The 22,675-nt window shown below is 39.6% G+C and carries 13 protein-coding genes and 1 riboswitch; of the genes, 9 read left to right on the plus strand and 4 right to left on the minus strand.

Annotated elements, in window-relative coordinates:
- Positions 1 to 3: 3 nt before the first annotated feature.
- The 6 genes from C4H12_RS13430 to C4H12_RS13455 all read left to right on the plus strand — a co-directional run bounded on the left by C4H12_RS13430 (position 4) and on the right by C4H12_RS13455 (position 11,742).
- Positions 4 to 780: a lipocalin family protein gene (locus C4H12_RS13430; protein WP_106099363.1), complete on the plus strand. Its 777-nt coding sequence runs from the start codon at positions 4 to 6 to the stop codon at positions 778 to 780.
- Positions 781 to 860: 80 nt separating this feature from the next.
- On the plus strand, positions 861 to 3,509 hold the full coding sequence (locus C4H12_RS13435) for a DUF6493 family protein (protein ID WP_106099364.1): 2,649 nt from the start codon (positions 861 to 863) through the stop codon (positions 3,507 to 3,509).
- 378 nt (positions 3,510 to 3,887) lie between these two features.
- Positions 3,888 to 6,548, plus strand: a complete 2,661-nt coding sequence (locus C4H12_RS13440) for a DUF6493 family protein (protein ID WP_106099365.1) — start codon at positions 3,888 to 3,890, stop codon at positions 6,546 to 6,548.
- Between the two features lie 24 nt (positions 6,549 to 6,572).
- Positions 6,573 to 9,158: a DUF6493 family protein gene (locus C4H12_RS13445; RefSeq protein ID WP_106099366.1), complete on the plus strand. Its 2,586-nt coding sequence runs from the start codon at positions 6,573 to 6,575 to the stop codon at positions 9,156 to 9,158.
- A gap of 3 nt (positions 9,159 to 9,161) precedes the next feature.
- Positions 9,162 to 10,355 (plus strand): hypothetical protein, encoded by a 1,194-nt coding sequence (locus C4H12_RS13450; protein ID WP_129588239.1) that lies wholly within the window; start codon positions 9,162 to 9,164, stop codon positions 10,353 to 10,355.
- A 40-nt stretch (positions 10,356 to 10,395) separates the two neighbouring features.
- Positions 10,396 to 11,742 carry an SWIM zinc finger family protein gene (locus C4H12_RS13455; protein ID WP_106099368.1) on the plus strand — a complete coding sequence of 449 codons (1,347 nt, stop codon included), beginning with the start codon at positions 10,396 to 10,398 and terminating at the stop codon, positions 11,740 to 11,742.
- A 54-nt stretch (positions 11,743 to 11,796) separates the two neighbouring features.
- Here the strand turns inward: C4H12_RS13455 and C4H12_RS13460 are convergent, their stop codons facing one another.
- Together C4H12_RS13460 and C4H12_RS13465 are read right to left on the minus strand one after the other, a co-directional pair.
- Positions 11,797 to 12,261, minus strand: coding sequence for a hypothetical protein (locus tag C4H12_RS13460; RefSeq protein ID WP_106099369.1), 465 nt, complete (start codon positions 12,259 to 12,261; stop codon positions 11,797 to 11,799).
- 84 nt (positions 12,262 to 12,345) lie between these two features.
- The gene (locus tag C4H12_RS13465; protein WP_106099370.1) at positions 12,346 to 12,795 is read right to left on the minus strand and encodes a hypothetical protein; all 450 of its coding nucleotides are present in this window, start codon (positions 12,793 to 12,795) and stop codon (positions 12,346 to 12,348) included.
- A gap of 548 nt (positions 12,796 to 13,343) precedes the next feature.
- Here C4H12_RS13465 and glgP point away from each other — a divergent pair.
- The 3 genes from glgP (at position 13,344) to uvrC (ending at position 21,029) form a co-directional block, all read left to right on the plus strand.
- Positions 13,344 to 17,585, plus strand: a complete 4,242-nt coding sequence (gene glgP, locus C4H12_RS13470; RefSeq protein ID WP_106099505.1) for an alpha-glucan family phosphorylase — start codon at positions 13,344 to 13,346, stop codon at positions 17,583 to 17,585.
- Positions 17,586 to 17,784: 199 nt separating this feature from the next.
- Positions 17,785 to 19,149, plus strand: a complete 1,365-nt coding sequence (locus C4H12_RS13475) for an OmpA family protein (RefSeq protein WP_106099371.1) — start codon at positions 17,785 to 17,787, stop codon at positions 19,147 to 19,149.
- Between the two features lie 89 nt (positions 19,150 to 19,238).
- The gene (uvrC, locus tag C4H12_RS13480; protein ID WP_106099372.1) at positions 19,239 to 21,029 is read left to right on the plus strand and encodes an excinuclease ABC subunit UvrC; all 1,791 of its coding nucleotides are present in this window, start codon (positions 19,239 to 19,241) and stop codon (positions 21,027 to 21,029) included.
- Positions 21,030 to 21,087: 58 nt separating this feature from the next.
- Here the strand turns inward: uvrC and C4H12_RS13485 are convergent, their stop codons facing one another.
- Entirely contained in the window at positions 21,088 to 21,582 is a 495-nt protein-coding gene (locus tag C4H12_RS13485; RefSeq protein ID WP_106099373.1) for a dihydrofolate reductase, read from the minus strand.
- Positions 21,583 to 21,591: 9 nt separating this feature from the next.
- Positions 21,592 to 21,993 carry a 2TM domain-containing protein gene (locus C4H12_RS13490; protein ID WP_106099374.1) on the minus strand — a complete coding sequence of 134 codons (402 nt, stop codon included), beginning with the start codon at positions 21,991 to 21,993 and terminating at the stop codon, positions 21,592 to 21,594.
- Between the two features lie 510 nt (positions 21,994 to 22,503).
- Positions 22,504 to 22,592, plus strand: a riboswitch (TPP riboswitch).
- Positions 22,593 to 22,675 lie beyond the last annotated feature (83 nt).

Below are 22,675 nucleotides of genomic sequence, written 5' to 3' on the forward strand. Positions count from 1 at the left end.
CTTATGAAAAAACTCATTTTTTCGGCACTTGTTGCCACAGCATTATTCGTTTCCTCTTGCGGGAAAGACGACGACAACGGCGGAGGTAGCACTTCGCTCAATGGGGATTGGTATCTTTATACCTTTTATGATAACCTCAATGGTAAAGGATTGCGATGGATAACTCCTGATAATTGTTCCCTACAAACTTATTGGTCTATTTCCGATAAAAAAATAAAGAACGAATGGTATCATTTAGAAGGTTCAGACTGCGAATACACTCCTATATATTACAATTACACGATTAATAATGGGGTTATAAATGTGACTGTAGCCGAGGACTCTCCTAATGAAAGGATAGGTGCTAAATCTTCTGTCAAATATGAAATGAAAGGTAAAGAACTAATCATCTATCATAAATCAGGAGGTTATGATGCAATACAAATCTTTCACAAAAAAGGGGTAGACTATAGTTCTCTTGATCCTTTTGTGGGATATTGGAAAATGACCAAATACGTAGTGGGACAACAAGAACTTATTGTAAAGGACGGCGAATGTTTAGATGGTCATATAGTAGCCCACTCTTTGGGAGCTACCCTATACCTTAATTATCCAGAGAATGGGCAATGTAATAAAACGATAAACACCTACGAGTGGATAAAGGAAGGGGGCAAGTACTACAATGTGAGCAACCCAGCGGAAAAAACACTTTGGGACATCAGTTTCTCCAACAATAACCGCTATATGACCTTTGCTATAGATAACGGACGCACAGTAATGCACTTTACCAAAGTAAAATAACCCGCCTTGTTAAACTCCCCTTGCCAAAGGGGAGTTTGTTTTAAGGAATAAATGAATAAATAGGCTTTTAATTTATCCCTATGAAAGAAAACTTACTTTCCGCCATTAAGGCACACGATTTTACCGCCATTCGCAATATTTGCTTTGCGCTTTCAGAGGAAGAAAGACAGGAGCTAAAGAGTTATTTTGCGCGAAAGAATTTTAACTTTATCTTTCGGGAAGTCCTCGAAAAAGAAAAAAGATACCATTTTTCTAATAAGGAATTAGCCATTATCTCATACACTATTATGTGTGTGTGCAATACCTTAGAGGAGGTAAGAAAAATAGAACTTTTCCAAAATATAGAACCCTATATAAAGGGGAATTACTACTATTTCCTATCTTCTTTAGAAGACGAAGTTTTATTAGATTTCGTGCAGTCTCCACAAGGGGCTTATATGATAGAAGGTATCCAGCTGATGTGTAAAGATAATCCTTTGGAGATGTCTTTTCAAATACTTTGGTCGGTATACAACGCTGGGTATATTCCTCTTAATGAGGGTGTTTTTATACAAAGAATGTATGACATTAATTGGCTTAAAGCAGATGAACAGCTTACTGAATACCTACTGAAACACCCTGAGACTGTTGTTCTTTTTCCTTCTGTACCAACGTATATTCAGGATACTATATTTACTACAGAAGAATGGAAAAAAATATATCATACCCTAAACGAAAAAGCATATTTCACTAATAAAAACGCCATTATTCGTGCTTTTATCGAAGCCCTACTCAACCCTTGGAAGAAGACTGTGTTGGATATGTATTGCCGTTGGATAGAAACTCTCGACCCCTCCCACCAAGAACTTTTAGCTAACCAACACACTCTTTTTGCCCTGCTCAGTAGCGACAAGATATCGGTGGTGAACTTTGCTATGAAGCTCATCAAGCAAATAGCTGATGAGAAGAGTTTTGACTTCCAAGCCTTTGCAGACAACTTTGCGCTGTGTTTTGCCACCCAAAAGATAGCTAAATCACAACTTATAGGTTTGGATATTTTAGAAAAGTACTATAAAAAGCAAGTCCCTACCAATCCCGACTACCGCGAGCAATTGGCGGTACTCTTCACTGTGCCTGATGTAAAACTCCAAGAGAAAGTTGCCAGCTTGCTAACTACTTATTTTGGAAGAGAGGGATTGGTAGAGGTAGTAGTACCCTATCAGGATTACCTAAAAGGGGATGCTCAAAATCTCCTTACAACTCTAAGTCTATCGGAAAATACTGAAAGTTCTGAAAGCTTCCATACCTCTAGTGTAGATTGTCTCTCTGAAATTCGGGTACTTGAACAGCCCTCCTCTTGGGATGAATTATTGTTTTTGTTAGGTGACTGCCTTCGTGAGCGTACGGCTGCTACTATCGACCTTTTCTTTGAGGGAGTGGTACAGCTACAAGACCAATTGCCTGAAAACTTCAAGGAGCAACTCGCCCCTTATATCGCGCAGGTTAATGGGATGTATTATTTCAACCTACAGTTGGCTGCCTTACAGCTGCTCCTTGCGGGGTGGGTAGAGGATAGACCTTTGGAGTCTCCTGAGGACTGGAAAAAAATGAATACCCAAGTAAGACGCCTCAATACCGAAGAAGAAGAACCTTTAAAACAAGCGTGTGTGCTCCACAACGTTTGGTATTTGCGTGATGAAATTCCTTACCTGCTCTATAAGGTGACGGCAACCCTTGACAAACTCAAAACAAGTAGCAAACTGCCTTTCCTTTCAACCCCTACGCACGCGCCTTTCTATATTGATGCTGAGACCCTTGCCGACCGACTGCTCGCTTACCAAACCGCAGGCAAAGAAGTGGATTTGGACGACTTGGTAGTGGCTTGCAACCGATTGTTATTGAGTACCATTACCCCTAAAGCACAGGAGAAAGTACGCACACTCTCAGGACAATATGTGCCTGCTTTGGGCTACCTCTTCGGGCTTTCGGATGTGGTAACCCCTACAGAGGAGTTTTTGCCATTATGGACGCAAATCACTCGCCTGAAACACCCTAATAAAGTGTTTGCCGAGTTTGAAGCTACCCCTGCCAAAGACTATCTTTCGGCAGTAAAACCTTTTTTTCTAAGTTACGAAATTGACTCTGAAAACAAATGGTTTTATTTGGAAAAGAAGTATATTAATAGTCCGTATAACGACTATCAGTGTAGGAATTTTGAAAAAGAAGAAGATCGTTTACCTTATAACTATTACAACGCTGGGGCTTTTCAGACATTTGATGTAGATACCTTACGTTATGCAATTTCCTTAAACCCTCAGTATGTAGATGTACTCTTAGGCAAATACACCCCACCTTGGGTAGGGGTAAGCGATGCAGAAACTTATCGCAACTTGCAGGTGCCTCTCCAACTACTCTTGGAATACGACCTGCCTGTGCATCACGGTGGGTGGATTTTTGTAGGAATGGCTTTGCTTCACGACAAAAAGGAAACCCGTGACCTCGGGGCAGAGTATATACTCCGCGCCATTAGCCGTGACGAAGACCTCAGTTATTTGCAACACTTTATAGCCGATATCCTCGCCCAAAAACTCACCCCTATCAATCGGTTTGTAGAGTTTTTGGATATGCCCACCCGTGACCCCAAAATAAAGGCTTTCCAAAAAGGGGTAGTAGAGGAATACTTGCGCTTAGTGGAAAATGTAGAGAAGAAACCTACCAATCATAAGAAGTTGGCGGGGTTGGCATTGTAAAGCAAAGAATAGAGAGATGAAGAAAATGTAATATTTTTGGGTTTTTGTTGCGATTTTTTCAAAAAGAAGGTTTGGAGGTGAAGTGACTGATATTCAGTATGGTGATGTTTGTTTTTTGTTATTAGTTCGTTTATACTTCGTTTATCCTTCGTTATAAGTTCGTTTATCCTTCGTTATTGCTGTGAGTTTCTTGGGGTAGGCTTGGTAGGTGAAGAGGTTGATTATTAAGGGATTGTAATATTAAGAGGAGGAAGAAGTTGTGGTTGGTAATTTTTGCAATATTAGCAATAAAAATGAGAAAAGGATGAAGATTTTTTTGTTTTGAGGTAGAAGATAAATAAGGTTAAAATAGAAATAAAAGAGATAAATAATAAAATTATGGTACAAGAGAATTTACTGTTGGCTCTTAAGGCACAGAATTGGGATGAGATACGAAATATATGTTTTTCCTTGTCCGAGCAAGAAAAGATGCAAATTAAAAAACAGACTGAGCATAAAGATTGGGAAGGACTTTTGGGAAGCAAGCGTCTTAGTTACGAAAATAAGTACCTTATTACTTATCTGATGATGTGTGTATGCCATAGTGTAGAAGAATTGTTAAGCATAGAGAAGCAGTTGGATTTTACTTCTATAAAGAGTTATCATACGCGTATTAAGTATCCTCTTTTCTTTTTGAATTCCCAACACTCCCAAGCCTTTATGGATTTTATCCATACTCCCGAAGGAGCGTATATGATAGAGGGAGCCCAACAGGTTTTTGAGCAGTCCCCGCGTAGTTTTTCTATCGAGATACTCTTAGCGCTCTATACAGAGGGGATTATACCTTTTAATGAGGAGATTTTTGTTAAAAACTTATATGATATAGAGTATTACCGTACGCAAGAAGCTGAAGCGGCTGAGGTACTCCTACAATATCCTGAGCTGGCAAGGCGTGTGATTCCTCATACGGCTAAGTATATAGATTATGCTATTAGTAGTGGTTTGGAATGGCAAAAAGTATTTGCCTTGCTTTGTAAGAAGAACTATTTTCCTGATAAGAGCTTTGTAAGGAGTTTTATAGAAGTACTACTCAACCCTTGGAAAAAGAATGTGCTTGATATGTATTGCCGATGGATAGAAGGACTAACACCTACCGAGGAGGAGTTGCTTCCAAGCCAGCATACGCTGTTTGCCTTGCTAACCTTAGACAAATCGTCGCTCATTAATTTTGCGATGAAGAGTATAGCCCAAATAAGTATTCATCCTGCATTTGACTTCCAAGCCTTTGCCGATAATTTTGCGTTGTGCTTTACTGTACCTAAGATTGCTAAATCACAACTCATAGGGGTAGAAATATTGGAAAAATACTACAAAAAGCAAGCTCTTAAGAATATAGAATACTGCGAGCAATTGGCGGTACTCTTTACTGTACCCGATGCCAAGCTACAAGAGAAAGTAGCCAGCCTACTTATAACATATTTTAAAGGAGAAAATTTGGCAGAAATAGTAGTGCCATACAAAGCATATTTGAAAGAAGAGGCTAAAAACAAATTGGAGAACGTAATAAGTAAGATGCAAGAAGAGGTTTCTTTGCAAGAGGAAACTCACAATACAGAAACAACTACTATTACTGAGGAATATAATCCCAGCCCCCTATCAGCACCTTCTTCTTGGGATTCGGTTCTTTTCCTCCTTGGCGACTGCCTTCGTGAGCCTGCTGCTCATACAATAGATGTATTCTTGGAGGGGCTTATCACCTTGCAAGATAACTTCCCTGCCGATTGGGTAAAGTCTCTTTCGCCTTATATCAAGCAGCTTAGCAAGCGAATAGGCAAGGAAATCCCGACGGATATGATCCTCTTAGGAGTTTTGCGTGCGCTGATAGACAAGCGCCCTTTGGCTCTTGACCCTAAATGTAGTTATACATGGGAAGAACTCTGTAAAAAACGTAAAAAGCTTTCCGAAAAAGAATTTGAAGCCTATACGCAGGATTATTACTTAGGCAATGCCCGCCAAGTCCTGCCATATCTTTTCCGTAAAGGGCAAATGGTTATTGACTTCATTCTCCAACACTGCCAGCTGCCATTGCTCTCGACCCCTACGCATCTGCCTTTCTATATAGAAGCAGAGGTATTTGTTGATAAGCTCTTGCAGTACGAAAAGCAGGGCGTAGAACCTGATATTGACGACCTAATTGTAGCTTGTAACCGATTGCTTTTTAGAGAAGTTTCGGTAACAGCCAAAGAAAAATCCAAACAACTCAAGGGTAACTATGCGCTTGCTATCCAATATTACTTGGGTTTAACTGATGAGGTACAACTAACGGAAGACCTCTTGCCTCTTTGGGCGCAAATTACCCGTATTAAGCACCCTGATAGAGAGTTTGAGGAGTTTGCTAGTACTTCGGCTAAGGACATTTTGGGAGTGGTGAAGCCTTATCTGATTGACTATGGTTGGCAAGAAGATAACGGTCATAAAGAATTTGCTTTTGGACACCACACCGAGTGGGTAGGGGTAAGTTATACAGACCTAAAGAATGCTTTCCCATATTGGTATTACAATGCCAATGGAGGAAGCTCACCCATCAGTACTATTTTTGAATATAAGCTAAGCCTCAATCCTCACTACCCCAATGCGATGCTGTGTGACTATATCAGCACTTGGGTTACAGGTAATGAAGTGCGCGAAATTCGGAATATGTCGGTACCTTTGGAAGTGCTTTTGCGCTACGATATTAGGGTACGCCATAGTGGTTGGCTCTATATAGGTACGGCTTTGTTATTTGAGAAACGTCCTTCACGGGATTTGGCGTATGAATATATCTGTCAGGCAATTGCTCGTGGGGAAGACCTTAGTTACCTCAAAACCTATATCGCTCAGGCGCTCGCTTGGGACTTTTTGCCGATCCCTCGTTTTATAGAGTTTTTAGACCGACCTATTAGTGACCCTAAGGTAAAGGCTTTTCAAAAAGCGGTAGTAGAAGTCTATTTGGCTTTGGTTGAAAAGCAAGAAAAGAAACCTACCAATCATAAAAAATTAGCCAATTGGCTAATTAGCTAATTTACTAATAAAAAAAATACCCTTATGTTTGAATACTTAAAAAAACTGATTACTACTCACGATTTAAGCGCTCTCTTTTCCTTCTGCAGTAACTTAGCAGATAACGAGCGCCTTGCCCTATTAGAGGAATTCCAACAGACAAAATGGGGACTTAAAGAATCTTTTTGGGATAAAGGTATGTTTGATTTGCAACCGCCTAATAATTCCGATTACGAGTTTATTATAGCACTATTCCTCCTTACCCGAAGTGTGGAAGAATACCAAACGCTCAGTATTCACAAAATATGTGGCTATTATCTAACAAGTTCCCGCTTATTTAGTAACTCAAAAGCGCTACATATCCTCCCCAAAATCCTTCAAGAGGAAAAGTGTCGCTTTATCTTGGATTTGTACCACTCCGTAAAACCTGAAGACAGAGAGTTTATTGCGTTTGAAACCTATTGGGCGCTCTACAAGGCGGGAGAAATTCCGTTTGATGAGGCACTTTTTACTAAAAATATCACGGCAACCTATCTTTATGATGATAAAAAAGTCCGTTATACAGATTTAGTGCTACACGATCAAGAGTTCCACGATAAGATATTTAGGCGTTTGCACCTCTATGAAAACCAAATGTTCCACGATGCCAAACCGTGGGAGGACTTCTTTGTGCATTTGCAAAGGCAAGGCTATGTGTTCGATAGAAAGTACATTCCTGAACTTTTGGAGAGCCTACTCAACCCTTGGAAGAAACCTCACCTGAATTGGCATTGCCGTTGGGTTGAGTTCTTAAAACCTACTACCAACGAACTGCTGGCTTGCCAGCAAACTCTTTTTGCCCTACTTAGCACAGGCAACACCAACCTCATCAACTTTGCCCTTAAGCATATACAGCAAATTGGTAGTGAAAAAGACTTTGACTTTCAAGCCTTCGCTGATAACTTTGCGCTTTGCTTTACTACCCAAAAGATAGCTAAATCACAGCTTATAGGTTTACATATTTTAGAAAAATACTTCCAGAAACAAGCCCCTATCAATCTTGACTATCGCGAGCAATTAGCGGTACTCTTCACTGTTCCTGATGCTAAACTCCAAGAGAAAGTTGCAAGCTTATTAAAGACTTATTTTGGAGAAGAGGGATTAGTAGAAGTAGTAGCACCCTATCAGGATTACCTAAAAGGTAAAGCCCTAGAACTTTTTTCAACCCTAAGTCCTGCTCCTATTCAGAACAATAATCTTTCCTCTCAACTTACCGATTGTTCCCCTTCGGGAAAGTCTGTGAGAGTAGGCTATGTGGCGAAACTTGAAACGCCCACCACTCCCGAAGCCTTATTATTCTTATTGGGAGATTGCCTCCGCGAGCGTACGCCCCAGACTATTGACCTTTTCTTTGAGGGCTTTAACCAATTGCAAGATGACTTCCCTGCTGACTTCAAGGAGCAGTTAGCACCCTATCTTAAGCAGTTAGACAGACACTGGAACGGCATAGCCTCGGTACCTATACTGCATTGGTTTTTACTGCGTTGGATAGGTGATAAAAAGAAACTAAACAAGGGGGATGAAACATTTTTTCTCACCACATTGCCTTATTTATACCACAAAGCCCAGCATCTGTTGGAGAATCGGAAGAAGGAAAACAAACTTCCTTTTCTTTCTACCCCTACGCATGCCCCCTTCTATATAGAGGCAGAGGTGCTGATGGACAGGCTACTACAGTACGAGGTACAAGGCGAAACCCCTGACTTACACGACTTGGTGGTGGCTTGCAACCGATTGCTGTTTAAGGACATTTCGGTAGTAGCTAAAGAAAAAGCCCAACAACTCAAAGGTGCCTACACCCCTGCTATTCAGTATTATATAGGGCTTACGGATAAGGTAGAGCCTACTGAAGAACTCTTGCCTCTTTGGACGCAAATCACACGTATTAAGCACCCTGATGGTGAGTTCGTAGAGTTTGCCAATACCTCGGCTAAGGATTTTCCTACTGTGGTAAAGCCTTTTATGATTCATTTCTGGATTAAAACGCGCAAGCAAAGTGATGTTACCTTCCATTACCTGAACTTAGAGGACAATTGGAATAACAATTTTGATGCACGTAAGAAACCTACGGAATACCCTGTATTGTATTACAATGCAGGCAACAGTCGCCGAGGTTGGGGAACAGATATATTGTACCAATGCAGTCTAAACCCACACTATGCTGAGGCGCAAATCCTGCGCTATATAGCCTCTTATGCCAAGGGCAACGAGTCGTATGATATAGAGCGTATGCAAGTGCCTATGCAAGTGCTGCTTGAGAACCATTTGCCTATCTATCACAGTGGTTGGCTGTTTGTAGCCGCCGCCTTGCTCTTTGAGAAAAAGCCCACCCGCGATATGGCAGCTGCTTATATCTTAGAATGCTTGGAAAATGGTGCCAATCTCAACCTATTGGCGCAATACATTGGTAAGCTATTAGCTGAACAATACGCCCCCATAGCCCGCTTTATGGAGTTTTTGGATCTCCCTACCCGCGACCCCAAAGTAAAGGCTTTCCAAAAAGCAGTAGTAGAAGCCTATTTGCCTTTGGCTGAAAAATTAGAGAAGAAACCTACCAATCATAAGAAATTAGTCACCTATAATCTTTCATAAAAAATGAGAATCATAATTGTAATTTTTCTGTTAGTATCTGTGCGACTCTGGGGACAGCCTGGGGGAGGAGGCGGATTGCGTGTGCTGAATGTATATGATGAACACAAACGACCTGTTGATGTTGAACAATTAAAAGTAAAGCTTTTAAAACTGAACAGAGTGGCGAATATCGTTGCTGAGGATGATTTTTATGTAGGAAGAAATGTGGAAAAAATGATAGTTATACCTCCTTCCAATCATTTTTCAAATACTCAAGGGCTTGTTATTACCTATAAGAATAAAACTTATCGCATTGATTTTGAAGGTGTTAGAGGTGCTAATGGCGCTGGCCGTGTAGAAGAAATAGATTCTTTGGTACTGTTCAAACCTTATATACTGAGTAAACGCTCTTATGGCTACCAAAGTCTCGACATGGAAGAGTTTAATAAATACTACATATTACGCGAAATAGCTGATAAGTATCTGAGTTGGGGAGTTACACCTGAAACCTATAAACACCTCTCGGTTATTGACCTGATGTATGACTCTCCTAAGTATGCTAACAATCGTAAGCCCAAGCCTTGGATGGAGAGTTTCAAGCAACTTTATGCTGATTACCGAAAGAGAAACAAACACAGCAAAGAAGAATACGCTGATTATCTGAAAAGAATAGATGAAATGATATCCAAATATGGGGATTTAGAACCTTTTGCGATACTCAAAATGCGCTTTTTGTACGAAGGAGCTCATTATAAGGAGTTTATATCCTACTATGAAAAGAAACCTGCTGGATATAGGGATTTTTCTGGAAAAGCTATACAAGCCTATTGCTACATAAAAGAATATGATAAAGCCATTGCTTTGGCTAAAGAGAGGGCGTCAGAGGAAAAAAGAGAATCCGAAGAATATTTCTGGAAGTTTGTCTATATATCGTATAATTTTGATTGGCTTTTTATAAAATCATACTATAAAAATGAATCTATAAAAAACGAGTTAGAATCCTTTGTCAGTGGAATTGATTTGGACAAAGATGACAGAAACGATTTAACAATTTTGAAAAGATTTGAAGAACTGAAACGCTACGACAGCTATAGAGAAAAGAAAAAACTCACTGACAAAGAGAAAGAACAGAAAAAATGCATGGAAGCCAATCTGCTGAAGGTATTTAAAGAAGGTTGCATTTTGTGTGATGATTTTGAGGATTGTCTTAAGGATTAATATAAATATGGTATCTTTGCCTAATAAATTGATAAATTAAATGAACGACTTTGAATATGCTTATCCGTTTGCCTCGGTGATAGAAGAGGCGAACGCTCACGAGAAGAATTTTATCTTTTCGCACTGCTCTGAACTTAAAGAAGACAATGCTGTGCCTTGTTTCTTCTGGGGTAATATCACGCAACCTTTTGTAGTGGCTAAATGCTTATCGGCACTGGCTAAGACGGTGGCTTCACAGTTTGCTATTGCCCCTGGTGTGCTTGCTAAACTACGTGACCCTATTATTTCGGTAGGGAATGGAGAATTGCTTTTTGAGGGGTTCTCGTCCTGTAATAGTGTTTATGCCCGTGTGGGCTTGCGCAATGATGTGTTGGACGGAGATTTCTTACAGAGTGGCTGTACTAATATCGATTTCAATGATGTAACGGTACGTGCTTTTAATGCTGTAACTGCTGCTGAAAAGATGATTTTGGGTATAGGGCAAAAGCAATCGCACTTTATTACTGAGAAATACAAAACAGTGGAGAAGAAAGTAACCCTGCCCAATAGATGGATTAAGGGCTTGGGCAATGTGCAAGTGTATCTTTCGGAAATGGATTTGGCGTACCGGCTTAATAAAGCCGAGGCTATACAGCTTTTTCGTTCTTTGCCTAAACAGGCTGTAAAGAATGATTACTACTTGGTGAAACGGGGTGTGGGATATACTTTTGCCCCGACCCCAACGGCAGATGCTATTAAGATAGGAGGTGTACACCGGTTAAACCTTTTGCAGAGCTTGTTGCTTTTGGCAGATAGCCTGTATGTGTATAGAAGTGATAGTGAGCAATCGGTAGCTTTTGTGTTGCACTTTAAGGGAGTAGAGATGCTCTTCTTGCTATCGGATGGGGTATATAGAGGTTTCTCGGGAGAGGGAAAATATTTGGAGCATATGATAGAAGATGTGCCTATGGAATGGTTGGTGGGTATTAATAATTTCTTCAAAACGAATGAGGTGTTTTCGCCAGCAATGGTAGCTATTGAAAATGATGTGAATATGGGTACTATGACTACCTTGCAGGCATCGCTTTCGAGCATAGGGCTATTGGGGTATAACCTTACTGATGGTAATTATTTTTATAGGCGCTTGCCTTTTAAACCAGAGCGCTTGATCAGTTTGAATCCGCGATTGCAGAATGCTAAGAAGCTTACCCAAAACGATGAGGTGCAGCTTATAGAACAGCGCGAGGGCTATGTAAAAGCTAATGTGAAGGGTACGGGCGGGGTTACCCATACGGTTATTCTCGATGGAGAGAAGGCACAATGCACTTGCAATTGGTACACCAATCACCAAACAAATAGAGGATTATGCAAGCATATTTTGGCAACTAAGATGATGACAAGTTCATAGGTTAATGTACTGAATACGGTCAGTTATTTGCTTGTGATAGTGGAGTGGTGGGCTTTAATCGGGGTTGAACAAGTTCAGTACGACACTTAGAGTGAAACCTTCAAAGGCGGTTTGCTCTCTGAAAGGGATGGAATAGCCTATGTAAGTGCCTAATAGGTTTGCGCCGGAGAGCCCTATGCGAGGGTGTATGCAGTGGGTATTGACTGAGAAGCCTATGGCTAAGGGTGTTAAACTTGTTTCGGCACCTATTTCGGGGATGATTTGTACTTTGGAGGGCATATTGGCGTGTGAGCTTATGTGTGCCCCTGCGTAGAGGGTTGTTCCTGTGGGTAGAGAGGAATCCCAGCCACCGCCAGCGCTTCCGCTTCCGTCATCGAAGGAGTTGAGGGAGATGCCTAAAAAGCCTAAGTTATGTGACTTATTGCTGTGGGTGTAGGCTGCCCTGATACCTATATATTCAAAATCTTGAGCGCTTGCTAATAAAGGGATAAGTAGCAATGAAAGGAGTAGTTTTTTCATAGATAATAATTGAGAAATAGTTTTTGGGGGTAATTAGAGATTAGCAGATGGGCGAAGGTAATTCGCCTATCTGCTATTTTTTTTCTAGAAATTATCAAATATGTTTAGGAATATGGTGAGGGTGAAGCCCTCGAAGGAGGTTTTTTCTCGGAAAGGTACGGAATAGCCTACGTAGCAGCCGTGTACATTGACCAAAGAGAGTCCGATGCGGGGCTGGAAGCAATGTGTATTGACAGAGATGCCTGCTGTGAGGATTACTAAGGCGGCTTCGATACCTACTTCGGGGATGATTTGTACTTTGGAGGGCATATCGGAGTGGGCGCCTAAATGTACTCCGCCGTAAATGGTGGTTCCGGTGGGTATTGACATAAATCCGGCATTACCAGAGTCGTACGAGTTAAGGGAGATTCCTGCGAATCCTAAGTTGTGTGATTGATTACTATGGGTGTAGGCTAAACGCAGGCCTGTAGAATCAAAACTTTGTGCGCTGCTTACTATGGGTAGGAGGCAGCATAGGAATAATAATTTTTTCATAGTGGTTTATTTTTTTGGCAAAGGTAATAAAAAAAAATTAAAGGACAAATTAGGGGATAGGAGGTAGGGGATAGGAGGTAGGGGATAGGAGTTAGGGGATAGGAGTTAGGGGATAGGAGTTAGGGGATAGGAGTTAGGGGGGAGGAGTTAGGGGGTAGGAGTTAGGGGGTAGGAGTTAGGGGGTAGGAGTTAGGGGGTAGGAGTTAGGGGGTAGGAGTTAGGGGGTAGGAGTTAGGGGGTAGGTAAGAGGGAGGGGAGTTAGTGCGAAAACTATCCTTCGTTTATAGTTCGTTTATCCTTCGTTTATCGTTCGTTCATCATATAAGATGGGTGGGGTGGGGGTAAGGTGGGGGTAGGGTTGAGGTAAGGGTAAGATGAGGGTAAGGTAGGGGGTGGGAGGGGCTGGAATGGGGGTGAAATTAAAATAAAGTGATAAGAAAAAAAATATTTTGCATAAAATATGTCTAATTAGAAAAAACTTTGTACCTTTGCCACGTCGTTTGTATTATTACGCATTAACTAAAGAAGGACAACTTAATACTGATATAATGAGCAGCAAGAAGAAATTAAATCCTGACTATGTATTTGAGACAAGTTGGGAGGTGTGTAACAAAGTAGGCGGTATTCATACTGTTATTGCTACTAAGGCACCAAGTATTGTAAAAGAATTCAGGAGTAAATATATATTGATAGGTCCTGATATTTGGCAGCATAATGAGAACAAGGAGTTTGTAGAGAATGCAGATCTTTTTAAATCGTGGCGAGCTAAAGCAGCTACGGAAGGTTTGCGTGTGCGTGTGGGTAACTGGAAAATAGAAGGGAATCCTGTTGTAATACTTGTGGACTTTTCGCACTATATAAGCTCAAAGAATGAGATATTGCGCTATTATTGGGATAATTATAAGCTTGATTCATTTAATAGTTCATGGGACTATGTGGAATCGGTGCTTTTTGGTTATGGAGTAGGTAGAGTTATTGAGAGTTTTGTGAAGTTTAATACGGCATCACGTGAGAATGTGATTTGTCATTTCCACGAGTGGATGACAGGTAGCGGATTGCTTTACATTGAGGATAAGATGCCTAAGATAGGCTCGGTATTCACGACTCACGCTACTGTAGTGGGTAGATCAATAGCTGGTAATGGTTATCCGTTGTACAATGAGATGAAGCATTATAACCCTGAGGAGATGGCTTATCGTTTTGGGGTACAGCACAAACATTTACTTGAGAAAGAAACGGCTAAAGTGGCAGACTGCTTCACTACTGTGAGTGAAATTACAGCCCAAGAAGCATTGCACTTTTTGAATAGAAAAACAGATATTATTACGCCTAACGGCTTTGAGAATAAGATATTGCCTGCTGAGAAGGATTTTCCTAAGAAACGCACTGAGGCAAGAGAGAGACTTGTGAATGTAGCGCAGGCATTGTTAGGACAAGCTGTGGCTGCTACTACTAAGATAGTGGCTATAAGTGGTAGATATGAGTTCCATAATAAGGGTATTGATGCTTTTATAGATGCTCTTGGGGCGCTAAATAGAAATCCTAAGAACAAGAAGGAATTATTGGCGTATATTCTTATCCCTACGGCTCATGATGCGCCTAACCAAGGATTGTTACACAACTTGGTAAACCCACATCAGACGGTAGATAATGAGCAAAAGCATCTTACACATATATTGCCTGATGCTTATCATGATGTGATTATGACTCGCATTTATGAGCAGCAGCTTTTCAACCGTAAAGAAGATAAGGTGAAGGTGATTTTCTGTCCAAGTTACCTAAATGGTTATGACGGGGTGTTTAACCTTAGTTATTACGATTTGCTAATGGGATTGGATAGCACAGTATTCCCTTCTTACTATGAGCCTTGGGGTTATACTCCGCTTGAGAGCTTGGCATTCCGTGTGCCTACCATAACAACTACCCTTGCAGGTTTTGGTAAATGGGTGAATGATTATTATCCTGAGAAACAAAATGCTATACAGGTAATTGAGCGTAATGATAGCAATTACGGTGATGTAGTAGGGGCGATAGTGAAAGATATTACGGCTTTGCTTGACAGTAAAGAAGCTGAACTAGAAGCGCGCAGAACTACAGCTGGTAAAGTAGCGGATATTGCTCTTTGGAAGAACCTTGTACAGTACTATATAAAGAGTTATGAGCTTACCCTTGAAAATATTGAGGATAGGGTAGAGAAATTACCTCCTATAGAGACAGAAGGGGTGGCTTACTTAGAAAAATCAAAGGTGGTGAATAGCCCTAACTGGCGTAGTGTGATTATTCACCGTGCGATGCCAGAAGCTTTACAGCCATTGGAAGAACTTGCTAAGAACCTTTGGTGGTGCTGGAACGATGAGGCTTATGAGGTATTTAAATACATTGATAAAGATAAATGGATTGAGGTACGTAAAAACCCTATAGCTTTGCTTGATAGTATCTCGCTTAAACGCTATAAAGAGTTGGAGCAGGATAATGTGTTTATGCGCAACCTATCAAAGGTGTATGCCGATTTCCAAGAATATATGTCGAAAAAGGCAGAAATGGTGAGTCCGTCGGTTTCATATTTTAGTATGGAGTACGGTTTGCACTCATCATTAAAGATATATTCAGGAGGGTTGGGTATTTTGGCAGGAGATTATCTGAAAGAAGCTAGTGACAAGGCTACCAAGATAACAGGGGTAGGATTGTTATATAGATATGGTTATTTCACTCAGAAATTGTCATCTGCAGGTAATCAAGAAGCTGATTATGAAGCACAAGATTTTTCAAAAATACCAGTAACACCTGTTACAGATGAGACAGGTAAATGGGTGATAGTGTCGATAGATTTGCCAGGTAGAACCCTTTACGCACGAGTATGGCGTGTGGATGTGGGACGTATAGAGCTTTATTTGCTTGATACAGACTTTGAAAATAACCGAGATGATGACCGTTCAATCACACACCACTTATATGGTGGAGATTGGGAGAACCGCCTTAAACAAGAGATGCTCTTGGGATTAGGAGGTATTAAGATGTTACGTAAGCTGGGTATTGATAGTGATATTTACCACTGCAATGAAGGACACGCAGCATTTATAGGATTGGAACGCCTTGGTGAATATATACAAAATAATAATCTTGCATTTTCGGAAGCGATAGAAGTAGTAAGAGCTTCATCACTATTTACAACACATACCCCTGTGCCTGCAGGACACGATGCTTTTGAAGAAGGCTTGTTACGAGCATACTTAAATGGTTATGCAGATAAGCTACACGTGAGTTGGGAGCAAATATTAGCTTTGGGTAAAATAAACTTAGAGAATCCTCACGAGAAATTCTCGATGAGTAACCTTGCTGCTAACTTATCACAAGAAGTGAATGGAGTAAGCTGGTTACACGGAGAAGTAAGTAAAGATATATTAAAAGACTTATGGCCAGGTTATATGCCAGAAGAGCTACATATTAGCTATGTGACTAACGGGGTACATCAGCCTACTTGGACAGCAGGCTTATGGAAAGAAGTAGAGAATGAGGTGTTTGGCAAAGATTACAAAACACATCATTATGATCCTAAAGGTTTTGAGGGTATTTATAAAGTATCAGACCAACGTGTATGGGAGATTAAAACTGCTTTACGTTCAAAGCTCTTGCGCCGTGTGGAACAAAAACTGCGTTTAGAAAAGAATACTCCTTATTTCTCGCCACGCCAGTTGGTAGAGATTAAAGAGAACTTGCGTGAAGATATTCTTACTATAGGTTTTGCACGCCGTTTTGCTACCTATAAACGCGCGCACTTGCTCTTTACTAATATTGAGCGATTGGATAAGATAGTGAATAATCCTGAACGCCCAGTACAATTTATTTTTGCTGGTAAAGCACACCCAGCTGATAAGGCAGGACAAGATTTGATTAAGAATATTGTGGAAATATCGAAATTACCACAGTTTTTAGGTAAGATATTGTTCATTCCGAACTATGATATGGAGTTGGCACGCCATATGGTACAAGGGGTAGACGTATGGATGAATACACCTACACGTCCGCTTGAAGCTTCGGGAACCAGTGGAGAAAAGGCAGCGATGAATGGAACTATGCATTTTAGCGTACTTGATGGTTGGTGGGTAGAAGGATATAGAGAGGATGCGGGATGGGCATTGCCTATGGAACGCGCTTATGAAAGCCAACAGTACCAAGATGAGATGGATGCTGAGATGATTTATAACATCATTGAGGATGAGATAGCTCCTATATTCTATGATAAGAATAAAGATGGTATTTCATCGCGCTGGTGTGCTCTTATCAAGAATACCATTGCTAAGGTAGCAGTAAACTTTACTACTACCCGTATGCTTACTGATTACGAAAAGCAATACTATTACCCAATGACTGAGCGTGTGACTAAGATTAAAGATAATCAGTTTGCTCTTGCTATTGAACTATCTGGCTGGAAACGCAAAGTTACCCAAGAATGGGATAATATTAAGGTGGTAGACTTTAAAGTGCCAAATCGTAATGAACAGCTTATATCAATAGGTAAGACTTATAAAGGAGAGATTACACTAGATGTAGGAGACCTAAGTCCAGAAGATATAGGAGTAGAATTGGTAGTGGCTGAATATAAGGATGATAAGATGAAGGTGTTGTCGACAACTGAATTTGCTTTGGCATACCATGAAGGTACACGAGGGACTTATCAGTTAGAGATAGCATCGGAATATCCGGGAGCGTTACAGTTGGCAATACGGATATTCCCTAAGAATGAACTTTTGCCTCACCGACAAGATTTTGCTTTGGTAAAATGGTTATAATTTTTCTGAAGAGCAATAAAGTAGTAAAATAAGTATAAAAAAGCAAATGAGGTAAATGGTTGATAATCAATAGTTAATAAACTTATTTTTTGTTAGGCATTAAATTTAACAAAAAAAAAATGTTTTAAAATTTAAACGTATCAAAATATTGCCTATATTTGCACCAAAATTAAAATAGTAATCAAATTCATTTTTAAGTATGAAGAAAATCAAAGTAACTTTATTTGCTTTGGCTGCTGCTTTTACAGTAGGAGCACAAGCACAAGATGAAAACAATCCTTGGCAAATAGGATTTGGAGTAAATTCCGTTGATATCCGTACTCCAATGGATTTTGGAGATGTTATTAAAGACTGGGGAGGGCCAAGTGATATCAACATTCTTCCTGCAGTATCTCGTCTTTCAGTAGGTAGATACATAGGGAAAGGTTTTTCTGCTGAACTTTCAGGGTCATTGAACAAAATCGAGAAAGGTTTTGGTTATAATAAAGATCTTGATAACAAAGTAGATCAGTCTTTTTGGGCTGTTAACTTAGCCGTTCAATACCACTTAAATAACTTGTGGAGTGGAGCAAGATGGTTTGATCCTTATGCTCAAGTAGGTGGAGGTTATGCTGCTATTGATAATGCTGGTAAACTTCGTACTCTTGCAGGAGGTGGTATTAACTTTTGGTTTACCGATAATATCGGTATTAACTTGCAAACAGCTTACCACCCAACAATGAAGTCTAAATCAGAAGAAAATTACTTCCAACATGCTTTGGGTATCGCTATCAAATTTGGAAAGCAAGATAAAGATGGTGATGGTGTAGCTGATAAAGATGATGCTTGTCCAGATGTAGCTGGAGATCCTAAACTTAATGGTTGCCCTGATAAAGATGGTGACGGTATTGCTGATGAACAAGATGCTTGTCCAGAAGAAGCTGGTCTTCCTCAATTTAATGGTTGCCCTGATACTGATGGTGATGGTGTAGCTGATAAAGATGATGAGTGCCCTGAAGTAGCTGGATTAAAAGAATTTAAAGGTTGCCCTGATACTGATGGTGATGGTGTAGCAGATAAAGATGACAAATGTCCAGATGTAAAAGGTCCTAAAGAAAACAATGGTTGCCCTTGGCCAGATCGTGATGGTGATGGTGTTCTTGATAAAGACGACGAATGCGTTGATAAACCAGGTCCTGTTTCAAACAATGGTTGCCCTGAAGTAACTCAAGACGTTCAAAAGAAATTGAATGACTTTGCAAAAACTATCTTGTTTGACCTTGGTAAAGCTACTATCCGTCCTGAATCAGCTACTGTATTAAACAACATCGTTGAAGTGTTAAATGAGTATAAAAATGCTAAATTTGATGTTGAAGGACACACTGATAGCACTGGTAACAAAGCTAAAAACCAAAAACTTTCTGAAGAAAGAGCTAACTCTGTTAAAGTTTATCTTGTAGATAAAGGTATCAACCCAGCTCGTCTTTCTGCTAAAGGTTATGGTCCAGATAAACCAATTGCATCTAACAAGACTAAAAAAGGTAGAGATCTTAACCGTCGTGTTGAAATCAACTTGGTAAAATAGTTTGAAATAAAGTGTTTTCATCTCTATAAAAAGAAAAAGAGGCTGCCAATGGTAGCCTCTTTTTAATTGTTAACTTTTAATTTTTTACTATGGTTTCTATTGAAATTCAATTACAAACTTTGCCTATAAATGCTGGTGTGTATCAGTTTTATGATGCTGATGATAAACTTATTTATGTAGGGAAGGCTGTGAATCTTAAAAAGAGAGTTTCTTCATACTTTCAAAAAGAACATGATAATGCTAAAACACGTGTTTTAGTAAGAAAGATTATGCGTATTGAACATATAGTGGTAGCAACAGAAAGTGATGCCTTACTATTAGAAAACAATCTTATTAAAAAGTATCAACCTCGTTATAATATACTATTAAAAGATGATAAGAGCTATCCGTGGATATGTGTTAAAAAAGAACGTTTTCCACGAGTCTTCTTAACTAGACGTATGATAAAAGATGGTTCTCTGTACTTTGGCCCATATACAAGTATGAGAACAGTCCATACATTATTAGATCTTTTTAAGGAGCTTTTTCCTTTACGCACATGTAGTTATGATCTTTCATTTCAAAATGTGCAAAATCATAAGTTCAAAGTGTGCTTGGAATATCATTTAAAAAATTGTAAAGGACCTTGTGAAGACTTTCAAACAGAGGAAGACTATAATGAGAATATTAAACAAATAGTAGAGATATTAAAAGGCAACTTTAAAGAGACCGTAAGACGTTTTAAAGATAAAATGTTAGCTCTTGCTGGAGAATTGCGATTTGAGGAAGCTCAAATAGTAAAAGAAAAATTAGAAGTATTGGAAAAATATCAAGCAAAATCATCTATTGTGAGTAGTAAGATTAACAATGTAGATGTCTTCTCTATTGTGTCAGATGAGGAGTATGCTTATGTGAACTTCCTGCAAGTAGCTTATGGAGCTATTGTTAGGGCTCATACTATTGAAATTAAAAAGAAATTAGAAGAAACCGACCGTGAACTGCTGGAATATGCCATTGTTGATATTAGGGAAAGATTTTTTTCTACTTCTAAAGAAATTATAGTACCTTTTGAAGTAACTCTTGCTGAAAATCTTTTGATGACAATTCCTAAATTGGGTGAAAAGAAACAGTTATTAGAACTATCAGAACGAAATGCAAAACATTTTAGGCAAGATAGGTTCAAGCAGGAAAAAATATTAGATCCTGAACGACATACCAACCGTATTCTTACCCAAATGCAACGTGATTTGCACTTGTCAGTGCCACCAGTGCATATTGAGTGTTTTGATAATTCAAATATTCAGGGCACTAATCCCGTATCAGCATGTGTAGTATTCAAAAATGCTAAGCCAAGCAAGAAAGATTACAGACATTTTAATGTGAAAACTGTAGAGGGGCCTAATGATTTTGCTTCAATGGAGGAAGCTGTTTTTAGGCGTTACCGTCGCTTGTTAGATGAAGGACAGCCTCTACCACAACTTATTGTTATTGATGGGGGTAAAGGGCAACTCTCATCAGCACTAAAAGCGTTGGAACAGCTACAACTCAGAGGCAAAATAGCTATCATCAGTATTGCAGAGCGCTTGGAAGAAATCTATTTTCCTGAAGATAGCATCCCTCTTTATTTAGATAAACGTTCCGAAACATTACGTATTATACAGCAGTTACGTGATGAAGCGCACCGCTTTGGAATTACCTTCCACCGCCAAAAACGCAGTAAGAGTGCCATAGTATCGGAACTTGATGGAGTTGAAGGTATTGGAGCCAAAACTAAAGAAACGCTATTACAGCATTTTAAGTCAGTAAAACGCATTCGTGAAGCCTCAGAAGATGAATTAGTAAAAGCTGTAGGTTTTAGAGGGAAAAAAGTATATGAATATTTTTCTTTACTCAAAAAATAGCAATTATCAACTAACAAAAAAGGCTGCTCAATCAATGTTGAGCAGCCTTTTTTGTATCTTATTTTTTCCTTATATATGTTTCAAAACTAAAAGCATACAGGTGTTTCTCATCCTTAGGATGAAGTAGACTATTGGTTAATTGCCATTCCAAAGATGATATTTCTGGAAAAAATACATCTGCCTGCTCAAAAGAGTGGTGCACACGTGTAAGTTCTATTTTATCAGCCAAAGGCATTGCTTGTGCATAAATCTCACCACCTCCTATAATATAAGGGTTTTGGTCAGTTCTTAGCGCAAGGTCAATAGCAGCATTAAGGGTACTCACTACCGCTACCTCTTCAGTCGCAGGGTAGTTCATTTGCCGCGTGATTACGATATGTTTTCGGTGTGGCAAAGGCTTAGGAAAGGTCTCAAAAGTCTTCCGTCCCATAATGATGCAATGTCCCGTAGTAAGGGCTTTAAAATGCTTAAAATCATCAGGGAGGTGCCATAAAAGACTACTACCTTTCCCTATGGCATTATCCGTAGCAGCAGCAGCTATAAGGGTCAGCATAGTAAAGGTTTAGGCGTTAGTGGTTATCTCAGCCGAGGTTAAATCTTTCTTGGCTTGTTCTTTTTGTAACTGAAATTCTTTTTCTACTGCCGCTTCCATTTTGATGAGGCGTTGTTGTTGTATTTGAATCAACCTTTGGCGTTGTTTCTCTTGCCATTCTTTCCCCAAAAACCTATCAAATACAAAAACATTCATAGCGTGACAGCACCATAAAAACAGCCATAATAAGCTAGCCCACAAGTACCAATCATATTGCGGGGCAAAGTTCAGTAATTTGTTAGCTACATAAAAGAAAATGCATCCTAAAACAAATACACAAAAGTGAATATATAGCAATCGCTTGCGTCTTAGATATGTTTCAGCAGTCTTGAATAGTTGGTATTGTTCTTGTGATAATTGAGTATTTTCCATTTCTAATAGGTTTTATGGCGGCAAAGGTATAAAATAATTTCCAATTAGCAATTAACAGCCAATAATTAATTAAGCAACTATTTCCCTCCCCCAAAACTCTCATCTCTTTCCTATTACCCAAAAATGAAGAATCTTCACCCTTTTCTCATTTTTATTGCCAATATCTCAAAAACACCCTCCCTCATACTCTTACCTCTTATCTTTTACTTCTTGCCTGATAATCAGCTCATTCTTCCATCATCATCCCCCCAAGCACCCTATAGCTATACCCTAAGATGAACGAACCTATAACGAACTATAAACGAACTGTAAACGAAGGATAAACATTACCTCCCTGATTATCAACCCTTTCAACCCCCAACCCTTTCTTTGCCAAATTCGCAACAAAATCCACAAAACATTACATTTTTCTCATCTCCCTTACCCTCCTATTTCTCCCCTTCACACTTCCCTCTATAAAAAAATGTTAATTATTTATTGCCAGTTTAGAAAAAGTTCGTACTTTTGCCGCCGTCTCATAAGGGGTGCTGTAAAAAGCTGAGATTATACCCATAGAACTTGAGCGGGTAATGCCGCAAAAGGATTGAAACTAAGCATTGGCTTGTTTTTGCTTTTGGGTAGCAAGAACAGGCTATTTTTTTTTAGTAACCACACCAAATAATCACCTCTTTTATTTGTGAAA

Source organism: Capnocytophaga sp. oral taxon 878 (genome assembly GCF_002999135.1).
In the GTDB taxonomy this organism is placed as follows: Bacteria; Bacteroidota; Bacteroidia; order Flavobacteriales; family Flavobacteriaceae; genus Capnocytophaga.

What these genes read in the sequence shown, in the direction of transcription:
- C4H12_RS13430 (WP_106099363.1), top strand. Translation starts at nt 4, where the DNA reads ATGAAAAAACTCATTTTTTCGGCACTTGTTGCCACAGCATTATTCGTT.
- C4H12_RS13435 (WP_106099364.1), top strand. Translation starts at nt 861, where the DNA reads ATGAAAGAAAACTTACTTTCCGCCATTAAGGCACACGATTTTACCGCC.
- C4H12_RS13440 (WP_106099365.1), top strand. Translation starts at nt 3,888, where the DNA reads ATGGTACAAGAGAATTTACTGTTGGCTCTTAAGGCACAGAATTGGGAT.
- C4H12_RS13445 (WP_106099366.1), top strand. Translation starts at nt 6,573, where the DNA reads ATGTTTGAATACTTAAAAAAACTGATTACTACTCACGATTTAAGCGCT.
- C4H12_RS13450 (WP_129588239.1), top strand. Translation starts at nt 9,162, where the DNA reads ATGAGAATCATAATTGTAATTTTTCTGTTAGTATCTGTGCGACTCTGG.
- C4H12_RS13455 (WP_106099368.1), top strand. Translation starts at nt 10,396, where the DNA reads ATGAACGACTTTGAATATGCTTATCCGTTTGCCTCGGTGATAGAAGAG.
- C4H12_RS13460 (WP_106099369.1), bottom strand. Translation starts at nt 12,261, where the DNA reads ATGAAAAAACTACTCCTTTCATTGCTACTTATCCCTTTATTAGCAAGC.
- C4H12_RS13465 (WP_106099370.1), bottom strand. Translation starts at nt 12,795, where the DNA reads ATGAAAAAATTATTATTCCTATGCTGCCTCCTACCCATAGTAAGCAGC.
- glgP (WP_106099505.1), top strand. Translation starts at nt 13,344, where the DNA reads ATGAGCAGCAAGAAGAAATTAAATCCTGACTATGTATTTGAGACAAGT.
- C4H12_RS13475 (WP_106099371.1), top strand. Translation starts at nt 17,785, where the DNA reads ATGAAGAAAATCAAAGTAACTTTATTTGCTTTGGCTGCTGCTTTTACA.
- uvrC (WP_106099372.1), top strand. Translation starts at nt 19,239, where the DNA reads ATGGTTTCTATTGAAATTCAATTACAAACTTTGCCTATAAATGCTGGT.
- C4H12_RS13485 (WP_106099373.1), bottom strand. Translation starts at nt 21,582, where the DNA reads ATGCTGACCCTTATAGCTGCTGCTGCTACGGATAATGCCATAGGGAAA.
- C4H12_RS13490 (WP_106099374.1), bottom strand. Translation starts at nt 21,993, where the DNA reads ATGGAAAATACTCAATTATCACAAGAACAATACCAACTATTCAAGACT.